Raw genomic sequence first — 13,761 nt, 5'->3', positions numbered from 1 at the left:
TGTTTTTGCCTGACGTTAGCTCTTGAGACGGCTGGCAAAGTCCGATTTTGCCTTGTCCAATCGACCTTCCAATTCGCCGCGCAGCTGGCCGCTCAAACCATCCAATGCGCCTGACCGTTGGACAGGGGCGCCATAGCTTGCCGCGGCTTCTTCCACGCCCATTCCCATCAGGCGCAAACCGGGCGCACGCTCGATAGCGCCTATCGTCCAGAACTGGTCAGGATGGGCATATTTGAACATCACGTCGAACGGGATCAGAATGTATCCATCCTTGCCGTATCCCGGCCCCCAGCTATTGCGCACAATGAAATATTTCTCTTCCAGATCGTAACCGACGATCAGCATCGCATGACCGCTGGGCGGGCTGGTAACGGGGAGCACTTCGGGTGGCGGAATGATCCCGGTTTGCGCCGCCACCGCATAGCATTCACCCGGAAGCACGATACCGAACGCCACCGGCAATTCCTGCGCCAATGCCGCGATTGCCGAACCGCCCGGGGTCCGCGCAAACTGGATTGCTTCATAATGCGTCGCGTTCTGGTAGCACGCCTGCGTGGGGACCTGATTGACCGCGACTTGCTGGAACGGCCACATGCGTTCTTCGCAAACACCATGCGCCATCAAAGCTGCCATCCCGTGGTGGATATAGGTGCCTTCGTCCTTCGTCTCGCGATCACCGACTTTGCGCGCGTTGTAGTAAAGGAAAAGGCGCGACAGATCCTGATCGTTCTGCCCCGCCTTTTTCTGCAGCAACTCGACCGCACCGACAATCGCATTGGCAACGCAGCTATTGGTCTTCTGCTGGTTCTCGACCGCGGTGCAATAGGGCCGCAGATCGATCATTTTGGGAATGCCAGCCCCCGAAGCCGAGCCGCCCGGCGCATCCAAAGTCGGCGAGGGTGCCGGGCTGTCTTCGAACAGGCACCCGTTGAGCGGATGACCTTCATAGGTTGAATCATACATGCGCGGTCTCCTTCGCGGTTTGGCCGGGCGGGTTAGCCTGCCCCGGGCCTCTATTCTGGTGTGTGATTGATGTGATATCGCTCGGCGCGGACCGATGTGCCATTGGGGTAACGTTCGGTCAGCGTGACGTGGCTTCCGTCCGATTCCAGACGGAATTCATTGGTGAAAACCACCTTGTTATTGACGTCGAGCAGATCGTTGCGGAACAGATACTTTCCCCCGAAGTCCAGAACATATTCCCAGCGGTCCCCGCTTGTGCCGCTGCTAGTGATCCATTGCTGGTTAGAAATGCCATCCGGACTGAGTGAAATCGACAAGGGCTGGCCACCGGACTCGGGGTACCAGCTGCCATTGTAAACCGAGTATGCGGGCGATGCTGCCTCTACCGCTGCTTCTTCCATCGCATCGGCTGCATCGTCCATTGCGTCGATATCTGAATCGAGAAAACTGTTCTCGTCCTCGTAATATCCGGATTCATATCCCGGGTCGCAGGAATCGATAAGCGCCGCCAGAAAGACCAGTACCAGCAACGATCCGCAGCCAATACCAATAGGTTTCTGGTTTACCTTCACGAACTCTTCGAAACCCTTCGGACCATTATCTATTGGGCCCGGGGGTGACGGAGGGACGGGTCTCGGACCAGGGCCGGGTGCAGGTGTCGGCCCTCCCCATCTGCGATTGTTCATCGCCGCGACCAAACGCTCGCGGTATTCGCCAACGGTTTGCGGGCGTCCCTGCCGGTTGACCGAAATGCCTGCAAGGATCAGTTCGTCCACCGGCACCGGCACATCGCTGCGGCTTGACGAAGGAGGTTGCCACATTCCATCGGGCAACGCGTCCATCAGCAATTTGTAGAATATCTTCGACAGCGCAAACAGGTCGGCTGATCCGTCAACCAGATCGGGATCGGTGCGCTGTTCGGGCGCCATATAGCCCGGCGTACCCATGGTTGTTCCGGCGAGCGATTCCTCCGCATCCGCAGCGCGGGCGATACCGAAATCGAGGATTTTGAGCGGCGCGTTTTTCTCGTCCGGTTCGGCCGTCAGAATGATATTCTGCGGCTTCAGATCGCGGTGGATAATGCCCGCATCATGCGCAACTTCCAGCCCGGCCAGCACTTCCATGATGATCCGGCCAACAACATGCGTCGGCACTTGTTCGCGCGCGGCAATACGCGTACGATGCCATTCGGCCAGCGTGGTCCCCTCAACAAATTCCATCGCGACATAGGGTAGGCCGTCGGCCTCATCGACATTGTACACGCGCACAATATTGTCGTGCGAAAGGTCCTGCGTGGTGACCCCTTCGGATATCAGCCGTTTGACCGATTCCTCGCCGGCAAGAACATCGGGGCGGATCAGTTTGAGCGCGACATCACGCTCGCCGTGCCGGTCAGTGGCGCGGTAAACCACACCCATGCCGCCCCGCCCGATCAGCGAATTGACGGTGTAGCGGCCGCCGAAAACGTCGCCCTCGGCATAATCCAGCTGGGGATCCGCCTTCTTGGTTTTTCTGCCGATTGTTTCATACGGACTAACCGTCTGCGCCGAGGCGAGATCGTCCCCCAGTGGCGGCGCAACCTGTTCCTTCAACGGCTTGCCGCAGCTCGCGCAGAAGGATGAACCTTCCGGATTTTCAGATTGGCAATTGTTGCAAGTAATCATTGCCCGGTACCCTCCGAGGCAGGTTCTCGGTAAAAATGCACGGTGCTGACACGGTTGTGTTCGCGCCTGAACGCAACGGTGATCACCAGCATTGACGGATGATCGATCAGCGGCATGATCCGGTCCCCGTCATCCAGAACGATGCGCTCTTCCATTTTCAACGTCTCGCCATTGACGAGCAGCTTGTTCCGCCCGCGCACCCGCAAGCAAAGACAATCATTCTCGATGAACACATCGAAATGCCTGCGCGAAATCGTCAGCGACAATTCACGGTCGAGCGAACCGTCGGCATTCACCGCCAGCAAGCGGACGTCGCTACCCCCGCCTGTTTCGCGCGCGCGTTCGCGCCCGAATGCGAGCAACCCGTCCGGCGTCATGATCGGCTGCCCGTCGGGGACATGGTCTTCCGCCGGGAAGCCGGAAAATTCGAACAAGGCGGACCGCCGCACGCGCAACCCAGACTCCATCCCGCGCAGACCGAGGCGTTGTTCTTCCAGATCGAGCCGGCTGACATTGAGGTCGATCGCTTCGATCACTTTGCCGCTGCCGCTACCATCGCCCGAAGTGTTGTCATGGATCTGGATGACGTTGCCGTTCATCTCGTTTTCGCTGCTGATCTGGATCGTCGGGCCAGCTTGGCTGCCCTCTCCCTGAACCGTCAGCAAAATCCGGCTCGAAAATGCGAAGCGTTCCTCGCGCTGCTTGTACCGCGTCGCCACCGCGAACATGATCTCGATTTCATGCAGCCCGGGCTTGTCAATTTCGCGCGCGATGACCGATGCGGGCGACCGTTCTCCCTGGCCCAGCTCTTCCCAGCTCAAACGCTCTTCGCGCCAATCGCCCTTTTCGCGGCTCCATAGACCGGTGATAAAAATCGGGCGATCGCTGGAAGCTCCGTTCATCAGTTCGAACGGCAACGCCACCGAACCGCCGACCGGGGCATGCATTGTTGCGCCCGGTACGATGATAAGATGCGGCTCTACGCAAACAGAACATTGTCCATCGGCACCGACCAGACCGCCGCATTCGGAAAAACCCATGCAGCGCACGGTGGGCTGGCCGCAGCTGCCGCACCACATCGCATCGCGGTCCGCCGCAATGGTTTCGCGGCAGCAGGGCTTGGGTGAACGCAGCCGTTTCTTCATGTACGCATCCGGTGGCCGCAGGCGGTGCAGAATTTGTCCTTCGCCCCCAACACCTTGCCGCATTGGGTGCATTCGACCTTGGTAGCGGACCCTGCCGCATCCCCGGACTCGGCGGGTTTGCCCTTCCCGCCAGCACCGGCCGCGACGCCGCTCGCGCCTTTCATCCCGGTTTCGAGCATGCGATGCTCATGCTCGCGGCTCTCGGCAGTGAGTTCGCGAATAATTGCGGTCATTTTCTCACCGCTCGCCGCGCGCGCTTGCGCCTGAGCGATAGCAGCTTGTGCTGCCTCTGGACTAAAGCTGGATGTGATCGCACCGATCTGCTCAGCGCTCATGCCGGCAGCTGCCGCCATCTGGGCTACGCGCGCGTCGGCTTCCGCTCTGCCCTCAGCGATCTTGCGATTAGATTCGGCATCTTTCTTGCGCAATTCATCATCGGTCAGTTTTTCTAGATTTTTGTTCGCAATTTCGTTCCAGCGTTCCGTCTGGTTTTGCTTGGACGAAACTTGCGCATCATCGATTTTAATATCGGAAAGCGAGACGGCTTCCTTGGTCTCAATTCCTGCTGCAGTTCGCAGTTTGTTAAGCTCAATATTGTGTTTGGTTTCGAGCAGTTCGGTATCGCGTGTGAACGCGCGCGTCCGCTCCTTCGCCTTGGCCACATCGAAACCGTGATCCTCGTCTTCCAGCGCCATCGCGAATTTGGCCGCGCGTTCCTTACCCAGAATGACAATCTGGTGTTCTAGCGCTTCGGCTTCCTGCCGGCGCGCCGCTGCTTCGCGGGCATCAACAAAGGAAACCTCGCTTTCGAGCACCATATGCTTCAGCTCGTCCTCGCTCGCTCGCTGGAGCTTGGCGACATCGGTGTTCGACTGGATTTTGACTTCGGTCGACTCAGTCTGCCGCTCGACTTCGCGTTTGAGCAGTTCGAGCTGGTGATCCATTGCCGCCTGCTCACGCTCGATCCGCGCTTTCTCGAATTCCTGCCGTTCGGCATCATTCATGGCGAAAGTGATCGAACCGTTGCGCACCATCAGGCCGATATCGCCCGCGATCCGCTCTGCTTCGGTCATCATGTCGGCCTGAATTTGATCCTGCATTCCGCGATTACCGCGGATTTCATCAGCATTGTGCCGGCCGATCACATGTTCGAAGATACGATCTTCAAATTGCGGCTCGAGACGCTGCTGTACATCATAGACCGACAGCGCCTTGCGCCCGACATTGGATGGCTCACCGCTATCCTCGTCCGGATTCTGGCGGCTGATGCCGCGCATCAAACCCAGAATATTGCCCGGATTGTCCGGATCAAGTTGCAGTTCCAGCGTCGCAACACCGGCAATCTCGACCTTGTCTTTCGAAATCGCGCGAATGGGGAATTTGACCTGAAACGGCTTCAGATCGGCCAGCATGATCGCATAATGATGCGACCCGCCGATTACGCCTTTGATATTCTCCCATAGCCCGCCAACGGTGAACTGGGTGCCTTTATAGGCATTGATCAGCGCGCCGTCGCGAAACAGCAAGGCCGCAAGATCGGGCGGCGCGGCGAAGCGCTTCTCAAAGAATGTCTTGAACTGAGATTCCCGCGCATATTCGGCAAGGACGTTCGGATCGGACAGAACCAGAGCGTTACTTTCCATGGCTCACGCCTCCCATTTCTTTTTGCTGAAGTAAAAATAGATGTGAATGACGATGATCACGAGCGCGACGATCACACCGATTGTGTGTTCCTGGAGCAGATATTGCAGCCGCCCGCCGGAAGTACCCTCTTTCAGATAATCTCCCATCCGCCCGACATTCAGCACCACACCGCTGATTCCGGTGCCCAGCGTGAAGATCGACATGATCAGCGATGCCGCAGAGCTGATCCGTTTGGCCCAGGTGATCGGCCCTTTCGCGGCCTTCATTGCCGCAATTTCCTCTTCCCGCTCGCGGTCTTCGAGCATTTCCTCATGCGCTTCGCCGCGCTTGATCGCAGCGTCGCGCGCTTTCTTGTCGACATTGAGGAAGTCGGGCTGCGCCTTCTTGTTGCGCTTCGCAGTAGAGGCGACCGTCAGATTATATGCGCGGCGGCGCCACCACGCGACCAGTGAAAGAAGCAGCCAGACAACTGCAAGAACGATTGTGATCTTGAAAGCGATATCAATCATCGGCCAGGCATCGGGCGGGATTTGGTCAATAGCTGACTGAACTCCCTCACGAGCTGTATTAATAGCCTGCTCTGTTTCTTGCATATTTTCCCTCGATTCGAATCGACTTAACTATTCCTTTTCGGCCATAACCAATCGCTCCAAATAGTCGTGTAACCATTTGAATACACTTATTAAAAGTGTCTTTTTGCGACCTTGATTATTTCTTTTTCGCTGTCAATATGGTTCAGCAGATTGCTTACTTCATACCTCTAGGAATTGATCTATGGCCACCCCTCTATCTTCCAAGGACATCGAAGCCCTCACCAAGTCTAGGCGCGGAAGTGGCGGAAAACGGCTCAGAATTTTTTCTGACATTTTTCCATTTCTTGCGATTCCGGTGCTGGTCTACAATTTCATCGCGATGTCAGCGGGTACTTCGGTAGAGGGTGGGCCGCCAGCCATGTTGCAACTGGTCGATGCCACAGCGCTGACTTTGCCGATGATTTCGGGGGTCAATCTGGAGCTTGGCTGGGGGGATTTGCTGATCGTCTTTGCGGTGATCTTCCTGTTCATCGAAGTCATCAAAGCGACCAGCACAGCATCGACCGGAATCATCAATCACATGCTTTCGATGTTCCTGTTCATCCTCTGCGTGATCGAATTCATGATCTTTGAAAGCTTCGCCACATCGACTTTCTTCATCATCACGATGATCGTGTTGCTCGATGCATTGGCCGGGATGGTCGTGACCATTGTTTCCGCCCGCCGCGACTTTGGCGTGGAAGGCATCGGGGCTTGATCGGCCGGCATCTGGGCAAACAACTGGTGGCGGCGGTTGCCGCTGCCGGTATGTTGCAAGGCTGCGCATTCGGCCCGCAGCTGCGGCAAGTTGCGGTCAACCAGAACCAAATGGTGGCGGAGGCCGAGGACGAGCTGACTTTGCTCAACATTGTCCGGGCAAGCCAGCGCTTTCCGCTGCACTTCACCACCATTGGCGAGATCAATGGCAACGCGCAGTTCAGCACGGGGCTGGGCCTTGATCTGACACTGGCGCAAGGGCCCAACTCGCACGATCCCGGAAGCAGCCTGGGCGTGCAGACCTCGCCCAGCTATAAGGCTTCGGTGCTTGGGACGGAAAAGTTCCAGCGCGGAATCCAGCAACCCATCGCGGCGGAAACCGTTGCCGCTTATCTGGAAGCAGGATGGCCGGACGAATTAATTCTGGCGCTGCTGGTAGAGCGGGTCGATGTCTATTCCGACCAGAAACGGCTTACGCGGGCAGACCATATCGACAATGAACCGGGCAATAACACGCGCTTTGCCAAGTTTCTGTGCAATTTCGAACTGACCACCAAAGCCACGGCATCCTCCCGGCCACTGGCCGGTTTCGCCGATCTTATTGACCTAGACGGCAAGGACGATGCCGACGCCCGACGTAAGGAAATTACCGGTTTTCTGGCCCTGCTCGAGAAAGACAGCGTGGCCTTGTCAGAGGATACACTTTACCTGACCGGGTCGAGCAGTTCGGTGGTTATCAACCGGCTGGACGAAGCCCGCTGCGGCGAAGCTGTGGACCCATCGCTGAACGGCGCCACGCTAGTACCCAGATTCCGATCAACGCAGGGTATGATCTACTTCCTAGGCGAGTATTTTCGCGAGGCCAAAAGCAGGCATGCCTATAATCTGCCTTTCCTCAACGATGAATGCCCCGTTCCGGTCCGGCAATTTCGCCCTATCCTCACGGTAGAGGACGGAAGCGGCCGGGCATTGGTCGCCACCAAGTTTCGCGGCGTGCGCTATTTCATACCCGAACCCGCCGGCAATCAATGTACCGAAGATGAAGTCATCGCCGCGCGCTCCATGCAAGTTGTCGCAATCGTGCAGCAATTGCTCAACCTGCACAAAAGCGCGGAGGATCTGCCACGATCGATCAGCGTGACCGGGATCGACTGACTTTCCGGACTCAGGCGGCGCTGGTCACCCTTCGCCTGTAACTTTTGGCTTCACCCGCAGAATTCTGCTCGCCGAATCGGGTTCTTCGGTCAGAAGATAGAGGAATCCGTCGGGGCCCGACCGGACATCCCTGAAACGCACATCAAGTTCCCCGAAAAGCTCTTGCTGCGACCCCAATGAACCATCCGGCTTCATGTCGATATGCCGCACATGTTTGAGCGCCAGCGCCGACACAAACAAATCGCCTGCCCAGTCGGGAAATGCCTCTCCCGAATACTGCGCAAAGCCAGAAGGCGCGATCGATGGTGTGAAGTGGACCAGCGACTGCTCGGTTCCGGCCAGCGCTTCGAACGGAGACACCCGCCCGCCCGAATAATCCAGCGCATAGGTCACTGTGGGCCAGCCATAATTGGCGCCGCGCTTTATATGATTGATTTCATCACCGCCGGCGGGGCCATGCTCATTCTCCAGCACGCGGCCATCGGCGGCCAGAATAATCCCCTGCGGATTGCGGTGGCCGTAAGACCATATTTCGGGCCGGGCGCCCTCTTCGCCCACAAACGGGTTGTCCTCGGGCACGCTGCCATCATCGTTCAAGCGGACGATTTTCCCGAAATGATTGTCGAGCGATTGCGCCTCTTCACGGAAATGGAATGCATCGCCCACCGGCATCATCAATGTGCCATCGGGCAGGAAAATGATGCGCGCGCCATAATGGTTGCCCTGCGGGCGGGCAGGATCCGCTGTGAACAATTGCTCGCCATTGCTCAATTTTGGGCCGCCCTCGCCATTCGAATAGGTGAAGCGCATCAGCATCAGCGTATTGTCGCCGCCGGGAAACTTGCCGGCATAGGAGATATAGACCAGCCCGTTCTCCTCAAAGCCGGGATGCAAGACGACGTCGAACAATCCGGCTTGCATGCCATCCCCGAAATGAACCGGCGGAAATTCACCATTATCATTGAAGTCATGGACGGTTTGCTTTGACCCGTCCTTGCCGATCAGAAGAAGCGCACCGGTCCGCTGGGTCACCAACACATCGCCGTCGGGCAGAAAAGCGATCGACCATGGATGGTCGAGGCCATCGGCAACTGTTTCCAGCGTGTAGTTAACGGGCGCCGCATCCACCCGCCCCGACAGCTGGCTGGTCTTATCGCCTGCCTCGGATGCTCCCTGATTGGAACAAGAGGCTGTCAGCATGCTGACCGATGCCGTTGCAAGAATGATCGAGATTTTCCGCATGGTTTCCCCTCTGCCCGCTTTTGCGTTTTCCGGTCTATCAGGTTGCTGGGTGCATTTGTCCACTGCCGCGATAAAGCTTGATCACGCGATGGAAGCGCTTAGTCTCGGCCGCAACAGGAGAGACGGGATGAAATTTGTTCGCCGGATTGCCGCATTGTTGGCGGCAGCTTTGGGCACCTATGTGGTCGCGGTTGTGGCGAATTCGCAGTTCGTGATGAACGCACATAATGTGCCAATCAGCTTTTCCGACCGCTTCAATATGACCGCTTTCGATGTGTCCAATATGTGGCTCTATCTCGTCATCATTCTTGTCGCGCTGCTGCTCGGCTTTCTCATCGCCGCGCTGGTCAAGCGTTTGCTTCCCCGCCTGTCGCGATATGCCTTTCCCGTTGCCGGAGCCGCCGCGATCGGCGCGACTTTGGGGCTCATGTATATCGTCTTCCAAACCGTCCCCATCAGCGGCGCACGCTCGGCAATGGGCTTTCTTTCGCAAGTCATTGCGGGCGGTATCGGTGGATGGATCTTTGCCAGAATGGCTGGCGGGGCAGCAAACTCGGGTACGAAACCGAGTGAGAACGCGAAGACCGTGAGTTAAAACCGTTTGGTGGGATTGGCCTGCGCTGCTTGTGGAGGCTCTGGCCGTCTTCGCCGCGCTTCGTCTTCGAACCATGATGGTTCTCGTCTCCTCGCATATCAGCCATTAAAAAGGGCCCCGAATGGGACCCTGTTTAATGGCGGAGACGGAGGGATTCGAACCCTCGATAGGTTGCCCTATACACGCTTTCCAAGCGAGCGCGATCGACCACTCTGCCACGTCTCCGCATCGCCACTAATGACGAAGCAGCGCCTCTAGCGATGATAGGGATACCGCGCAAGGCGCATTGAATGCTCCCCTCCCGTCATCCCCGCGAATGACGGTGGAGTTGAATTGAGTGCCCTTGCACTTGGTCCGCAATATGGCACTATCCGGTCATGAATAGGCAACTTCTGTTGACGGCTGTCGCTCTCGCCCTGTCCCTGCCTGCCACCGCGCAAGAGGCGGAGACCGCCAAAGAACAGGAAGCGGCACCGTCACCCAACCAGATTGTCGAAGCTGCACCCGCCGAAGAATGGATCAGCATCCCTGCGGAGGATTTGCTGGTCATGACCCTCGCCCCGGACCGCGATGGCAATGAACGCGAAGTCATCATCCAGCTGATGCCCGCGCCCTTCAGCCAAGGCTGGGTGGAAAACATCCGCACTCTCACCCGCGCCAATTGGTATGACGGCATTTCGGTCAACCGCGTGCAGGACAACTACGTCGTCCAATGGGGCGATCCCAATTACGACAACCCCGAAGCTGAGGGTGAGGCGAAGGCTCTGCCCGAAGGGTTGAAGGTGATGGAGGAGAGAGATTATCTAGCCGATGCCGATAGCTTGGGCGAAGCAGCAGCCACCGAAATCGAGGTGGTTTTAGATGAGACAAGTAGTGAGGAAGAACAAATCGCTGCACTCACGGCGATCATTTCAGAGATGGGTCTGACACCAGAAGGCGAAATGAGTGAATCCGAAAGAATCGCGATGATCTCGATAGAGGGGACCCAAACTCCTCGTGCTCCCGAAGGTTGGCATGAACGCGATAGTTTTGCGGAATGGACAGAATTTTTTCTCGGATGGCCGGTCGCCAATAGGCAAGCAATGAACTGGGAAGATGCAAACGGTAACCCGGTACCGGACCCACTTCTCCCCCGCCACAAAGCTCGGGAAATCGGCATCTACGAAAATGTCCAGGAGAGCTACTTCTGGCCCGTCCACTGCTACGGCATGGTTGGCGTCGGACGCGGATATTCTCCTGACACCGGATCAGGCGCGGAGCTTTATACCGTAATCGGCCATGCGCCGCGGCATCTCGACCGCAATATCGCGCTGGTCGGGCGGATCATTTCGGGAATAGAGCATCTTTCCAGCCTGCCGCGCGGGTCGGGTGCGCTGGGCTTCTACACTGAAGAAGAATTCGGCAAGCGCACCCCTATCCTGTCGGTCCGCGTCGCCAGCGATTTGCCCGAGGCCGAGCAACCGCTGTTCGAATATCTCTCCACCGAAGGCAAAACTTTCGCCAAATACGCCACAGCCCGCGCCAATCGCCGCGATCCGTTCTTTATCCATCCCGCCGGCGGTGCGGATATCTGCAATATTCCGGTTCCCATTCGTCCCGCTGCGAATGACTGAGACGCTCACCGTCTCCACGCCCCTTATCCGTTGGGAGGGTGATCGCGGAACCTATCATCTGGTCTCCATCAAAGGCGAACACGCCGAAACCATTGCCATGCATGCGCGCATCGAGAAGCTGGAAATGGGCACGCGGCGCGGTTTCGGTTCGGTAAAAGTCGTTGCGCAAATCGGCGAGACCCGATGGAAAAGCTCTGTCTTTCCGCAAGACAAATCGCGCGAATGGATCTTGCTGGTCAGCAAGAAAGTGATGCGCGCGGAGGATTTGGCCAAGGATGACCAGATCGCTTTGCAATTGGAATTGCTGTGAACGGCTAAATCCGCTCCGCTTGTGCCACCGCATCGCTGGCCCTAAGCGCGCTTAGAATGCGGGTCAGATGAGCAATGTCCTGCACATCCAGATCGATTTCATAGATACCGAAGGGATGCTCTACCTCTGACAGTGTCAGCATGCGGATATTGGCCAGATTCTGGCCGAAGATTCCCGCCATTTCGGCCAGGGCCCCCGGCCGGTCGTACAAAGTTGCGCGCAGCCGCCCGACCGCGCCTTTCGATTTCTTGCCCCATGACAGGTCGAGCCAGTCCACATCGATCCCGCTGGCGAGCTCGAAACAATCGATCGCGTGCACTTCCACGCCCTGGCCCTGCTTGCGCAAGCCGACAATCCGGTCGCCCGGCACGGGGTGGCAACATTCGGCCAGCTGGAAACCCACACCCGGCGTCAGCCCCCTGATCGAAATGGCGCGTTCCTGTCGCGACCATTCCTCGGTTTCTTCCATCTCTGCGGTGCAACCGGGGACCAGCGCTTCCATAATTTCGCGGTCTTCGAATTTTGCCGCGCCGATCGCATACATCAGCGCGTCGGCGTCCTCTAGCTCAAGCCGTTTGACCGCCGCATTGATGGCTTTCTTGCCGATCTTCGCGGGGACGCGGGCGGCGATCTCGTCAAACAATTTGCTGCCGATTTCGGCGACTTCGTCGCGCTCCTTTTGCCGGACAGAGCGGCGGATTGCTGCGCGCGCTTTGCCGGTGACCACGAAGCCGAGCCAGCTCAGTTGCGGAACGGCGTTCTTGCCTTTGATGACTTCCACCACATCACCATTGTTGAGCGGTGTCCGCAAAGGCATGTGGCGCCCGTTGATTTTCGCGCCGACAGTTTGCGTCCCGATATCGGTATGAACAGCGAAAGCAAAATCGACCGCGGTTGCGCCTTTGGGCAATTGGTGGAGCGCGCCTTTGGGCGTGAAAGCGAAAATCCGGTCCTGATAAATCGCCATCCGCGTATGTTCGAGCAGCTCTTCCGCATCGTGGCTGGCATCGACGATTTCGATCAGATCGCGCAGCCAGCCAACCGCACCATCCGGCCGGTCACCCTGCTTGTAAGCCCAATGCGCCGCCAGCCCGAATTCGTTGGTCTGGTGCATTTCGCGAGTCCGGATTTGCACTTCTACACGCATCGAATTTTCATAGATCAGCGATGTGTGGAGCGAACGATATCCGTTGTTTTTCGGAGTCGAGAGGTAGTCTTTGAATTTTCCCGGAATGAATTGCCAAGTGGTGTGGAGATTGCCCAGCGCCGCATAGCAATCCGCTTCCGAATTGGTGATCACGCGGAAGGCCATGATGTCGGTCACCTGTTCGAAGGACACATGCCGCTCGGCCATCTTTTTCCAGATCGAATAGGGGTGCTTTTCCCGCCCGGACACTTCGACATTGAGGCCCGCTTCGGCGAGCGATTGCTTGATCGCCAGCGCAATTGCATCGACTTGCCCGCCATCCTGCTTTCGGATTTGCTCCAGCCGCCCGGTGATCGTCTTGTAGCCTTCCGGCTCCAGCTGTTCAAAGGCCAGAAGCTGCATTTCGCGCATATATTCATACATGCCGATCCGCTCTGCCAGCGGGGCGTAAATCTCCATCGTCTCGCGCGCGATCCGGCGGCGTTTTTCTTCGCTTTTGATGAAATGCAGCGTGCGCATATTGTGCAGCCGGTCGGCCAGCTTGACCAGCAGCACCCGAATATCTTCCGACATTGCGAGCAGGAATTTGCGCAGGTTTTCCGCCGCGCGCTCATCCTCCGGCATGGCTTCGATTTTGCTCAGCTTGGTCACACCATCGACCAGCCGCGCAACCTCGCGCCCAAAATTCTTTTCGATATCCTCGATCGTCGCGAGTGTATCCTCGACCGTATCGTGAAGCAGCGCGGTCATGATCGTTTCCTGATCAAGCTGCAAATCGGTCATCAGTCCGGCAACTTCCACCGGATGGCTGAAATAGGGATCACCGCTGGCGCGCTGCTGGCTGCCATGTTTTTGCACCGTGTAGACATAGGCACGGTTGAGCAACGCCTCATCGGCGTCCGGGTCATAGCTCAGGACCCGTTCTACAAGTTCATATTGGCGCAGCATCAATGGCAAATGTGCGTATTGCAGCCAGAAGCGCAAGCGGAATCGG

Annotated in this window: 12 protein-coding genes and 1 tRNA gene; 5 read left to right on the top strand and 8 right to left on the bottom strand. The window is 57.5% G+C overall.

Annotated features, from left to right (window positions below; translation table 11 throughout):
• Positions 1-15: 15 nt before the first annotated feature.
• Genes GRI41_RS14085 through GRI41_RS14065 form a run of 5 tightly spaced genes read right to left on the bottom strand, consistent with a single transcriptional unit; the run spans position 16 to position 5,925 of the window.
• Positions 16-963: a C1 family peptidase gene (locus GRI41_RS14085; protein ID WP_160605772.1), complete on the bottom strand. Its 948-nt coding sequence runs from the start codon at positions 961-963 to the stop codon at positions 16-18.
• Positions 964-1,013: 50 nt separating this feature from the next.
• On the bottom strand, positions 1,014-2,627 hold the full coding sequence (locus tag GRI41_RS14080; protein ID WP_160605771.1) for a serine/threonine-protein kinase: 1,614 nt from the start codon (positions 2,625-2,627) through the stop codon (positions 1,014-1,016).
• Positions 2,624-3,772 (bottom strand): FHA domain-containing protein, encoded by a 1,149-nt coding sequence (locus GRI41_RS14075; RefSeq protein WP_160605770.1) that lies wholly within the window; start codon positions 3,770-3,772, stop codon positions 2,624-2,626. Before GRI41_RS14075 ends, GRI41_RS14080 begins: the two co-directional genes overlap by 4 nt.
• The gene (locus tag GRI41_RS14070) at positions 3,769-5,415 is read right to left on the bottom strand and encodes a hypothetical protein (protein ID WP_160605769.1); all 1,647 of its coding nucleotides are present in this window, start codon (positions 5,413-5,415) and stop codon (positions 3,769-3,771) included. The genes GRI41_RS14075 and GRI41_RS14070 overlap by 4 nt, the downstream gene beginning before the upstream one ends.
• A gap of 3 nt (positions 5,416-5,418) precedes the next feature.
• Entirely contained in the window at positions 5,419-5,925 is a 507-nt protein-coding gene (locus tag GRI41_RS14065) for a hypothetical protein (RefSeq protein ID WP_160605768.1), read from the bottom strand.
• A 265-nt stretch (positions 5,926-6,190) separates the two neighbouring features.
• Between GRI41_RS14065 and GRI41_RS14060 the strand changes: the two genes are divergently transcribed.
• Positions 6,191-6,706 (top strand): hypothetical protein, encoded by a 516-nt coding sequence (locus GRI41_RS14060; protein WP_202388822.1) that lies wholly within the window; start codon positions 6,191-6,193, stop codon positions 6,704-6,706.
• Positions 6,703-7,860 carry a hypothetical protein gene (locus GRI41_RS14055; protein ID WP_160605767.1) on the top strand — a complete coding sequence of 386 codons (1,158 nt, stop codon included), beginning with the start codon at positions 6,703-6,705 and terminating at the stop codon, positions 7,858-7,860. The genes GRI41_RS14060 and GRI41_RS14055 overlap by 4 nt, the downstream gene beginning before the upstream one ends.
• Before the next feature lie 24 nt (positions 7,861-7,884).
• On the opposite strand, the gene GRI41_RS14050 is transcribed toward GRI41_RS14055, so the two are convergent.
• On the bottom strand, positions 7,885-9,060 hold the full coding sequence (locus GRI41_RS14050; RefSeq protein ID WP_160605766.1) for a PQQ-dependent sugar dehydrogenase: 1,176 nt from the start codon (positions 9,058-9,060) through the stop codon (positions 7,885-7,887).
• Here GRI41_RS14050 and GRI41_RS14045 point away from each other — a divergent pair.
• Positions 9,059-9,697, top strand: a complete 639-nt coding sequence (locus tag GRI41_RS14045) for a hypothetical protein (RefSeq protein ID WP_160605765.1) — start codon at positions 9,059-9,061, stop codon at positions 9,695-9,697. The genes GRI41_RS14050 and GRI41_RS14045 overlap by 2 nt on opposite strands.
• Positions 9,698-9,834: 137 nt before the next feature.
• Here GRI41_RS14045 and GRI41_RS14040 read toward each other — a convergent pair.
• Positions 9,835-9,922: transfer RNA gene (locus GRI41_RS14040), tRNA-Ser, on the bottom strand.
• Positions 9,923-10,074: 152 nt separating this feature from the next.
• Here GRI41_RS14040 and GRI41_RS14035 point away from each other — a divergent pair.
• Together GRI41_RS14035 and GRI41_RS14030 are read left to right on the top strand one after the other, a co-directional pair.
• Positions 10,075-11,310, top strand: a complete 1,236-nt coding sequence (locus GRI41_RS14035) for a peptidylprolyl isomerase (protein ID WP_202388821.1) — start codon at positions 10,075-10,077, stop codon at positions 11,308-11,310.
• Positions 11,303-11,620 (top strand): DUF1905 domain-containing protein, encoded by a 318-nt coding sequence (locus tag GRI41_RS14030; RefSeq protein WP_160605764.1) that lies wholly within the window; start codon positions 11,303-11,305, stop codon positions 11,618-11,620. Before GRI41_RS14035 ends, GRI41_RS14030 begins: the two co-directional genes overlap by 8 nt.
• A gap of 4 nt (positions 11,621-11,624) precedes the next feature.
• Here GRI41_RS14030 and GRI41_RS14025 read toward each other — a convergent pair whose 3' ends face one another.
• Complete coding sequence (locus GRI41_RS14025; protein ID WP_160605763.1) at positions 11,625-13,715, bottom strand: RelA/SpoT family protein; 2,091 nt, start codon at positions 13,713-13,715, stop codon at positions 11,625-11,627.
• Positions 13,716-13,761: the final 46 nt, after the last annotated feature.

Source organism: Pontixanthobacter aquaemixtae (genome assembly GCF_009827395.1).
GTDB lineage: Bacteria > Pseudomonadota > Alphaproteobacteria > Sphingomonadales > Sphingomonadaceae > Pontixanthobacter > Pontixanthobacter aquaemixtae.
The sequence above is the reverse complement of the archived record's forward strand: the minus strand, read 5'-3'. Positions and strand labels throughout refer to the sequence as shown.

Excerpts from the sequence above, each read along its gene's own strand:
- GRI41_RS14085 (WP_160605772.1), bottom strand. The coding sequence starts at position 963 with ATGTATGATTCAACCTATGAAGGTCATCCGCTCAACGGGTGCCTGTTC.
- GRI41_RS14080 (WP_160605771.1), bottom strand. The coding sequence starts at position 2,627 with ATGATTACTTGCAACAATTGCCAATCTGAAAATCCGGAAGGTTCATCC.
- GRI41_RS14075 (WP_160605770.1), bottom strand. The coding sequence starts at position 3,772 with ATGAAGAAACGGCTGCGTTCACCCAAGCCCTGCTGCCGCGAAACCATT.
- GRI41_RS14070 (WP_160605769.1), bottom strand. The coding sequence starts at position 5,415 with ATGGAAAGTAACGCTCTGGTTCTGTCCGATCCGAACGTCCTTGCCGAA.
- GRI41_RS14065 (WP_160605768.1), bottom strand. The coding sequence starts at position 5,925 with ATGATTGATATCGCTTTCAAGATCACAATCGTTCTTGCAGTTGTCTGG.
- GRI41_RS14060 (WP_202388822.1), top strand. The coding sequence starts at position 6,191 with ATGGCCACCCCTCTATCTTCCAAGGACATCGAAGCCCTCACCAAGTCT.
- GRI41_RS14045 (WP_160605765.1), top strand. The coding sequence starts at position 9,059 with ATGCTGACCGATGCCGTTGCAAGAATGATCGAGATTTTCCGCATGGTT.
- GRI41_RS14050 (WP_160605766.1), bottom strand. The coding sequence starts at position 9,060 with ATGCTGACAGCCTCTTGTTCCAATCAGGGAGCATCCGAGGCAGGCGAT.
- GRI41_RS14035 (WP_202388821.1), top strand. The coding sequence starts at position 10,075 with ATGAATAGGCAACTTCTGTTGACGGCTGTCGCTCTCGCCCTGTCCCTG.
- GRI41_RS14030 (WP_160605764.1), top strand. The coding sequence starts at position 11,303 with ATGACTGAGACGCTCACCGTCTCCACGCCCCTTATCCGTTGGGAGGGT.
- GRI41_RS14025 (WP_160605763.1), bottom strand. The coding sequence starts at position 13,715 with ATGCTGCGCCAATATGAACTTGTAGAACGGGTCCTGAGCTATGACCCG.